The 9283-nt window shown below is 34.5% G+C and carries 5 protein-coding genes; all 5 read left to right on the plus strand.

What is annotated here, in order from left to right:
* Positions 1 to 83 precede the first annotated feature (83 nt).
* The 5 genes from K8B81_RS17455 to K8B81_RS17475 all read left to right on the plus strand — a co-directional run bounded on the left by K8B81_RS17455 (position 84) and on the right by K8B81_RS17475 (position 9118).
* Positions 84 to 2681, plus strand: coding sequence for a zinc-dependent metalloprotease (locus K8B81_RS17455; protein ID WP_223682834.1), 2598 nt, complete (start codon positions 84 to 86; stop codon positions 2679 to 2681).
* Between the two features lie 21 nt (positions 2682 to 2702).
* On the plus strand, positions 2703 to 6038 hold the full coding sequence (locus K8B81_RS17460; protein ID WP_223682835.1) for a SusC/RagA family TonB-linked outer membrane protein: 3336 nt from the start codon (positions 2703 to 2705) through the stop codon (positions 6036 to 6038).
* A 10-nt stretch (positions 6039 to 6048) separates the two neighbouring features.
* Complete coding sequence (locus K8B81_RS17465) at positions 6049 to 7371, plus strand: RagB/SusD family nutrient uptake outer membrane protein (protein WP_223682836.1); 1323 nt, start codon at positions 6049 to 6051, stop codon at positions 7369 to 7371.
* 177 nt (positions 7372 to 7548) lie between these two features.
* Positions 7549 to 8313, plus strand: coding sequence for a LytR/AlgR family response regulator transcription factor (locus tag K8B81_RS17470; RefSeq protein ID WP_223682837.1), 765 nt, complete (start codon positions 7549 to 7551; stop codon positions 8311 to 8313).
* A gap of 220 nt (positions 8314 to 8533) precedes the next feature.
* The gene (locus K8B81_RS17475; RefSeq protein WP_223682838.1) at positions 8534 to 9118 is read left to right on the plus strand and encodes an NUMOD4 domain-containing protein; all 585 of its coding nucleotides are present in this window, start codon (positions 8534 to 8536) and stop codon (positions 9116 to 9118) included.
* Positions 9119 to 9283 lie beyond the last annotated feature (165 nt).

The following is a 9283-nucleotide window of genomic DNA, read 5'->3' on the forward strand; positions in this document are numbered from 1 at the left end:
TAAGCCACTCACTCCTTTTCTTTTTTTATTTGTACATGAAACAAATAGTTTCGCGTTAAAATTAACCTAAAATTATTATCAAAATGAGGGAAAAGGCAATCCTATATAACTTAAAAGTAATCGCTGTATTCCTTTTATTTTTAGTAGGCCCAATTTCTGGTTATTCTCAAAAAAAGAATAAAAATAAAGAAAACGGTACTGAAATAGCAAAAGACACTACTCTATCTAAAAAAGGAAAAAAATACAATGAACTTGTAAAAAAAGGAACTGTAAAAAAGGGTCTCTTCAATATTATACAAGTTAAAACTGATGTTTATTTTGAAATTCATGACAGTTTATTTAAAAGAGAGTTTTTAGTTGTAAACAAAGTATCACAGGTTCCTTTTCAGATAAACGAATATGGCCTAAACAAAGGGATGAATTATGAGAACAAAGTAATCAGTTTTTATAAAGATACAATTGCAAACAAAGTTTGGGTGAAGTCTTATCTTCCAAAAGTTTCTTCTCCTAAAGATGATGCTATAACAGCTTCTGTAAAAGATAATTTTGCGGAGTCTATCATTGAGGTTTTTGATATTGAAAGTAAAAATAACGACTCGACTTCGGTTGTTATTAAAGTAAATAAAATTTTTGACGGTAAACAGAAGAGTTTCAATGACCTAATAAGCAATGTTGGATTAAGCAGTTCTGTAAAATCTGATTTATCTTATATAGAAAGTACAAAATCATTTCCAAAAAACATTATTGTAAAGTCGCAGTTAACGACTTCTCTTCTCGAAGATGGAATTCCGGCATCAGTAACGCTTGGCGTAACAAGTAATATTATTTTATTGGACAAAACCCCAATGAAACCTCGTTTTTCTGACACCCGTATTGGATATTTCACTGAAAAGCATTGGTATTTTGCCGATGCACAGCAGGCAATGCTTGAAAAAGAATTGATTACACGCTGGCGTTTAGAACCGAAAAAAGAAGATGAAGAACGATATTTGAAAGGAGAATTAGTAGCGCCTAAAAAGCCAATCGTGTATTATATTGATCCATCCACCCCAAAACAATGGAGAAAATATATTATTGACGGTGTTCACGATTGGCAAACGGCCTTTGAAAAAGCCGGTTTTAAAAATGCTATTATTGCAAAAGAGCCTACTGAAAATGATTTAGATTTTGATGTTGATGACGTACGTTATTCTGTAATTACCTATGCGGCATCTCCAAAATCCAATGCTATGGGACCATCTGTTGTTGACCCAAGAAGCGGTGAAATTATTGAAGCAGACATTATATGGTGGCACAATGTTATGACTTCCCTTCAAAGCTGGATGCGTATCCAGACCGGCCCAATTGATCCGAAAGCCAGAGGAAACACTTTTAGTAATGAGCATATGGGAGAAGCAGTACGTTTTGCATCGTCTCATGAAGTAGGACACACATTTGGTTTAAAACACAACATGGGATCTTCGTTTGCTTATGATGTTGAATCTTTACGTTCTAAAGAATTCACGGCTAAAATCGGCGGCACTGCCCCTTCTATCATGGATTATGCCAGATACAATTATGTAGCACAGCCAGAAGATAGTGTTACGGTTATTACGCCTAAAATTGGAGAATACGATAAGTATGCAATTGAATGGGGATACAGATGGTACCCGCCTAATGAAAACGAGACCGTTAAGCTAAACACACTAATCGCCAAACATCAAAACGATCCTGTTTATTTTTATGGTGAGCAGCAGGGCGAGGTAATTGACCCCCGTTCACAGTCTGAAGATTTAGGAAACGATGCTGTAAAAGCAAGCGAATACGGTTTGAAAAACTTAAAACGTGTTGTCGATAATATCTTAAGCTGGACCTACGATAAAGACCAGCCTTACTATGAAACAGGTAAACTGTATATTGGAGCTATCGGACAATGGCAAATGTACAATCGTCATGTAATGAACAATATTGGCGGTATTTACTTAAACCCAACAGTTCACGGCGATAACAAACAAAGTTATGTCCCGGTTCCTGCGGCCATGCAGAAAAGAGCAGCTGATTATTTAGTTAAAAATGTACTTACGATTCCGCAGTGGTTGTTTTTCAATACTATTTTGGACAAGACAAATCCATTGAAAGATACTCCTCTTGGACCTTTTGAATACACTCCTTATACTCTTTCAAGAGAATTACAATACGATATCATGTATAAATTATTAGGTGATGAGCGTTTACTTCGCATGACAGAAAACGAATTATACCAGCGAAATAAAACCAATGAAAAGGTTTTTACCGTAAATGAGTTGTTTAAAAAAATACATCAGAGTGTATTTTCAGGAACTATCCAAAACAAATCGCTTACCATTCTGGAGCGTATGACACAAAAAAATTATGTGGATATTTTAATTGTTTCGACAAATAAATTATTTGAAAAAACAGAACCTAAAAAAAGTATAGAAATTCAGCAGACTTTAAACATGCCGCATTTATGCAGTTATTTAGATGACGAACACATGGCAAGAAACATCAATCAGTCTTTCTTAAAAAGAGTTACAGAAGTAACATCTGATAAAAAAGGAGAATTGAACAAAGTGCTTCAATTATTAAAAATAAAGAAAAGTACCGGAGACCAATCGACCCAAAACCACTACCGCGATTTGATACAACGAATCGAAAGAGCCCTGAATAATACAACCTTTTAATACAAACCCAATTCCAAAAACATGAAAAAAATTCTACATGCCTTACTGCTGTTCCTGGCCGTCGCAGGATATTCGCAGGAAACCCGAACGATTACGGGAATAATACTGGACGAAAGTGATAAATCCCCTATTCCGGGAGCTTCTATTTTTGTCGAAAACAATTCGATTTCCAATAAAACTTCAATGGCTGGAATTATTGAGAGTTCAACTATCGGAACTACTACCGATTTTGATGGTAAATTTCAATTAAAAATAGCCAAAAATGTAACTTCCCTGAGAGTAACTTTTATGGGATATGTGTCTTATACCTTAGAGCTTTCTGCACAGAGAGATTATACTATTAACCTGAAATCTGAAACTGCAAAACTTCAGGAGGTTGTAGTAACAGGTTACCAAAAAATTGAGAAAAGAAAACTTACTGCTGCGGTTACCAAAATCGACATGGCTGCAATTCAGCAGACAGGGGTTTCCAGTATTGACCAGTTATTAGTTGGACAAATTGCGGGGGTTGCCGTAAGTACGCCTTCCGGAGCACCTGGAGCACCTGCAAAAATCAGAATCAGGGGTACAGCTTCTCTTAACGGCACACAAGATCCGTTATGGGTACTTGATGGTTTACCATTAGAAGGGAATGATGTTCCTAAAGCTTATGACAAAGATAATATCGATGTATTAAACAACTACTCTATCGCAGGTTTAAACCCTGATGATATTAAAGATATTACGATTTTAAAAGATGCTGCAGCAACTGCTATTTATGGAGCACGTGCTGCAAATGGTGTAATCGTTGTGACTACTAAAAAAGGTAGGGCAGGTAAAATGGTAGTAAGCTTTAATACCAACGTATTTATTACACAAAGACCTGACTTTGCTAAATTAAACTTAATGAACTCAAACGAAAAAGTTGATTTCGAACTTGGTCTTGCAGCACGTGAAGATTTAACTTACAGAGATACTTCTGGTGATATTACACGTATCCTTAACGGAGCAAATGAATTAAACGCATACAGAGTTGGTGGATTCTCTGCTTTGAGTCCTGCTACACAGCAATCTATCAACAGTTTAAGAAACAACAATACCAACTGGGGTGATTTATTATACCAAAATGCGGTGAATACGCAGCACGGTTTGAGCATATCAGGTGGTGGAGAAAAATCTGACTACTATTTCTCTTTAGGTTACTATGATGAGAAAGGAGCAACAGTTGGAACAGGTTTCAAGCGTTACAACTTAACATTAAAAAACAACTTTGACATTACAGATAAATTCAAAGTTGGTGTTGGTATCTTTGGCTCAGAAAACAAAACTACTTCTTACCTAACAGAGACAAATGCCTATACAAATCCTGCCAATTATTCTAGAAACGTAAATCCATATTTAACTCCTTTCAATGAAGATGGAAGTTATAAATATGACAGAGACGTTGTTGGACTTGTAGGTGGTGATTATATTCCTTTTAACTTTTTAGAAGAAAGAGAAAATACTTCACACGAATTGAAAACAAGATCTATTAAAGCATTATTAGATGCTGAGTACAAAGTTACTAAAGATCTTAAAGTCTCTTCTCAATTAGGTCTACAATTAGAAAATACATCTACTGAGAAATATGCTGGTCAAAACAGCTACTTTACAAGAGTACAAAGAGAAAGATCAAGCTATTTTAGTGGCGGCAAAAAATATTTCCTTCCTGTTGGTGGTGTTATTCAAAATAATAATGCAGACTTCTTTCAGTACAACCTAAAAACAATGGTGAGTTACAATAAGTCTTTTGGCGGGAAACACGAAATTGAGGCCATGGTTGGTAATGAGTTAAGACGCAATTACGCATCATCTGTTTCAACTAAAGGTTTTGGTTATAATGAAAAAAACTTAACTACACAGCCTATCATTTTCCCAAATGCGTCTTTCGCAGTAGAAAAAAATTGGTCAACATATGCTAAAACTGAAAACGAAAATGCATTTGCATCTTTCTTCGCTACCGCGTCATATACTTATAACAGGAAATATAGCGTATTTGGAAGTGTTAGATACGACGGTTCAGATTTATTTGGTGTAGATCCAAAATATAAATACTTACCGCTTTACTCAACTTCTGCGTCGTGGGCAGTTTCTGAAGAAGATTTCTTAAAAGATAACTTAACGCTTTCTAATTTAAGACTTCGTGCTTCTTACGGTTTACAAGGAAATATTGACAAAGGTACTTCTCCTTATGTAATAGGTGCAAACAGTACAGGTACAGTTCTTCCCGGACAAACAGAGCCTACAATTGTAGTTACTAGTCCTCCAAATGAAAAATTACGTTGGGAAAAAACTTCTAACACAAACATTGGTGCTGATATTGGATTGTTCAATAACCGCATCAACATTGTAACTGATTTTTACGGAAGAAAAAGTACTGATTTAATTGGTGCAAGAGCGCTTGCATTAGAAAATGGTTTCCCATATACAAACATGAACTGGGCGCAAGTAACTAATAAAGGTTATGAGATTACTTTGTCTACAAAAAACTTTGACAATCCAAACTTTAAGTGGAGCACAAGCATCAACTTTGCTCACAACAAAAGTAATGTAGATCGTGTTCAGGTAACTGATGCAAGTATTCTTCCTAATCAACAAGGTTACGCTGTAAATGCAGTATTTGGATTTAAAACTAACGGTGTTGACGAAAATGGATATCCTTTATTCGTAAACAAACAAGGAGAGACTGTAAACGCTCAAACATTCTTTAAGCTTGTAGATGGTTTCCCTGATTTCCCAGGGCTTATATCGGATACATCATTAACACCTGCTGAATTTAGAGATTTATTTGTTTACCTGGGAGACAGAGATCCTAAGTTTACAGGAGGTATCACAAATACATTTAAGGTGAGTAATTTCGATCTTACTATTGCGGCTTCTTTTAACATCAAACAAACAGTTACAAGAACTCCGCCGTACAACGGAACAAAAGTTGACAGAGGACAAAATTACAGCAGAGACATCTTAGATGCTTGGTCTCCAACAAATACATCTGCTAGTTTACCAGGAATTACAAGTGAAACAAGTGGAACAGGAGATTCCTGGATGGCAAATCAATATTTTGGAGGAAGAAATTCACTTGAAACAATGAATTACTTAGATATTTTTGCTAACGAAATGAGTTATATGAGATTAAGCAGTGTACGTTTAGGCTATACATTCCCTAAAACATTGACGGATTATATCAATATTTCAAGTATCAGATTCAATGTTGAGGCAAGAAACTTATTCGTAGTAAGTTCTGATTACAAAGGTTACTTCGACCCTGAAACATTCGGAAACATTTATGCGCAACCAGTTCCTAAGTCATTCACTTTAGGATGTAATGTAACTTTCTAATAAATTAAAAATGAAAAAATTCTCAAAATATATACTACTTTTTGTTGCAGCAATTGCTATAACAAGTTGCGATGAATATCTGGATGTACAACCTAAAGGAAAAGTAATTCCAGAAACATTACAAGATTATCGTGGTCTTATTACTCAAGCGTATATTGGTTACCCTAGACACAAAGCAATTACAGCTGTTCGTACTGATGAATTACTGGTAGAGGCTGATGCTGGGAGTGAAATTCCATTATACCAAGATATTTATACTTGGAAGGATGCAAATGCAGATCCACGAACATTGGATTTTCCATATTCGAATTTATACAATGTAATTTTTTATTCGAATATTATAATCAATGAAGCTAGCGGAAAATTGGCTAATTCTCCTGAAAAAGATCAATTAATAGGAGAAGCTTATGCTTTAAGAGCGATGGCTTATTTTGATTTGGTTAACTTATTCGGAAAACCTTACAATGCTGCAACAGCAGGTTCAGACAAAGGAGTTCCGTTAGCACTAAAAGTAGATTTAGAACAGTCTTATCCTACTCAAAGTGTAGAAACAATTTACAATCAAGTTGTTTCTGATATGCAAGAAGCTGAAAACTTACTTACATTAAACACACAGACAAAAGGATTAAACTATCGTTTTTCCAAAGTTGCAATCTATAGTTTAGAAAGTCGTATTTATTTATACATGCAAAAATGGCAGAACTCTCTTGATGCTGCGAACAAAGCTTTAGCTATAAATAATAATTTAGTTGACTTAAAAGCAACTCCGGTTTTGGCAACAAAATTCGATTCAAAAGAATCTATCTTGGCCCTTGAATTAGGTTATGACCGTGCTCTTAAAATGATATCATATGCATCAAATGACTTAATTTCGGCTTATAACAGAACTACAGATTTACGTTTTTCTCTATATTTTGCTGCAGATGGAAGCAATTTCGAAATCATAAAAGGTTCTAATGAAGATCAAAAATGTTCTATCAGAACATCCGAGCTCTATTTAACAAAAGCAGAGACTTCATTAAAACTAAACAATCTTGCTGATGCTAAAACAACTATTTTAACTTTCGTTAAAAACAGATATACAGCAGCAGGATTTACACAGCTTGAAAGCGATATTGCAGCAATGAATGCTACAGATTTAACAACTTTCATTTTGGCAGAAAGACAGCGTGAATTAGCTGTTGAAGGACACCGTTGGAACGATTTAAGAAGAACAACTCAAAAACAAATCATTCACACTTATGCAGGCCAAAATTTCACTTTGTCACAAAATGATCCGCGATATACTATGCCTTTGCCAAGAAACGCGAGATTAAACAATCCCAATCTATAATTACCTATTATTGTTTTTTGCAAAAGGGCTCGGTTTTAAACCGGGCCTTTTTTGTTAATTTAAAATAAATAAAAATATTTCGACTTTAAATAATTATAAACCTTAACTAAATATATTTGCAAAAATTTAAAAGCAGCTTCTCAGGATTGCAGCTTCAGTAACTTTACTTTCAAAAGAATGAAAATTGCCATTGTTGAAGATGAACATCTTGCTTCAAGTTATTTACAATCCATTTTAGGGCAGCAGGATGTTTTACCAATAACTCAGGCTACCGTTTTAAAATCTGTAAAAGAAGCCGTTGCATTTTTTAACGAAAATAATGTCGATTTAGCTTTTATGGACATCCATCTCGGTGACGGAAAAAGCCTTGAAATTTTCGAGAAAGCCATGGTTTCCTGTCCGGTTATTTTTATTACCGCATACGATTCATATGCTATTTCAGTTTTTAAGCATTTTACGATTGATTATCTTTTGAAACCTTTTGAAGAGCAGGAACTTTTAGAAGCCTTAATCAAGTTCCAAAAAATCAAAGACAGCTTCAATACCGATGCAACCCTGCAGTCGCTTGTGGCAATAGAAAGTCCTGAAACATCTAAGATACAACGTCATTTTCTGGTGAATTACGGCTATAAGCTGATTTCGATAAATGAAACGGAAATCACTTATTTTGCCGCCTCCGGAAAGCATCTGTTTATTTATACTAAATCGGGAAATAGTTACTTATACGATAACACACTTACAGATATAATTCACGCTCTCGATCCTTTTTTATTCTTTAAAGTAAACCGAAAATATATCGTAAGCAGAAAAATCATCAAGGAAATTGTAAAACATTCCAATCAGAAAATTGAACTCATTCTTACCGTTCCGGCCATAGAAAATGATCCAATTATCATCAGTAAAAAAGAAATAAACAATTTTAAAAACTGGCTTGACCAATAAAATCAGGCATTTAATTCCTAAAATACGTACTGAAATATTTCTAAAAAAGCATTTAATTATGTTAATTCCTGCATTTAACTGACAAATACAGCCCCATATTCTTCGTAAAAGTTAAAAAAGCGTTATAAGAATCATAAATTTTACACTTCATATTCAGGCAAATAGCTTTTTTTTCTTTGAAATTGTATCTTTGGAATAATAGAATTAAATGCAAAAGAATATGCCACAGATTAGATTTTATCCAAATGAAGAATTCAAAGAAATAGATATTAATGAGTCCTTACAATTTAGATATGCCATTTCAAACAAAGGAAGGTTAGTTAGCTTTACAGATGAAATACAAAACGGACGTCTTTTAAAAGGCGGACTGAGCGACGGATATCCTACTTTTCGGTTCAAAATCAGACAAGATGATAAAATTGTCAATAAATACCTTTTTCTCTACAAATTAGTTGCCCACTATTTTCTTCCCAAACAATCTGAAGACCAGACTTACGTGCTTCATTTAGATTATGTTAGAAACAATGATGACGTAAACAACCTTCGCTGGGCTACCAGAGAAGAAATGATAGCGCACAGCCGTAAAAGTCCACACGTTATTCAGGCCAAAAAAAACCTCATTGAACACAATATAAAATCAGACGGCAGAAAACTGACTACTACCAAAGTCATGCTGATCAAAAAGATATTAGCCCGTCCAGAGCAAAAAACACGCCTTAAAATGATTGCCAAACAATTCGGCGTCAGCGAAATGCAGATCAGACGCATTGCCAGCGGGGAAAACTGGGGACATGTGAAAATTTAATGGTAAATTGTTAATAGTAATTAATATTATCACACTGAGCATTCTATGATAAAAAACAATTAAAAAGTGTTAAAATTTAAGATGCAAATTTATAGGTGTTTATGTATTCTGTTTCTCGATTAATAACTGCGAATATCCTGCTTATAAGTTTGCATCTAATATTGT

The organism is Flavobacterium hibisci, assembly GCF_020026925.1.
Taxonomy (GTDB): Bacteria; Bacteroidota; Bacteroidia; order Flavobacteriales; family Flavobacteriaceae; genus Flavobacterium; species Flavobacterium hibisci.

Excerpts from the sequence above, each read along its gene's own strand:
- K8B81_RS17455 (WP_223682834.1), top strand. The coding sequence starts at position 84 with ATGAGGGAAAAGGCAATCCTATATAACTTAAAAGTAATCGCTGTATTC.
- K8B81_RS17460 (WP_223682835.1), top strand. The coding sequence starts at position 2,703 with ATGAAAAAAATTCTACATGCCTTACTGCTGTTCCTGGCCGTCGCAGGA.
- K8B81_RS17465 (WP_223682836.1), top strand. The coding sequence starts at position 6,049 with ATGAAAAAATTCTCAAAATATATACTACTTTTTGTTGCAGCAATTGCT.
- K8B81_RS17470 (WP_223682837.1), top strand. The coding sequence starts at position 7,549 with ATGAAAATTGCCATTGTTGAAGATGAACATCTTGCTTCAAGTTATTTA.
- K8B81_RS17475 (WP_223682838.1), top strand. The coding sequence starts at position 8,534 with ATGCCACAGATTAGATTTTATCCAAATGAAGAATTCAAAGAAATAGAT.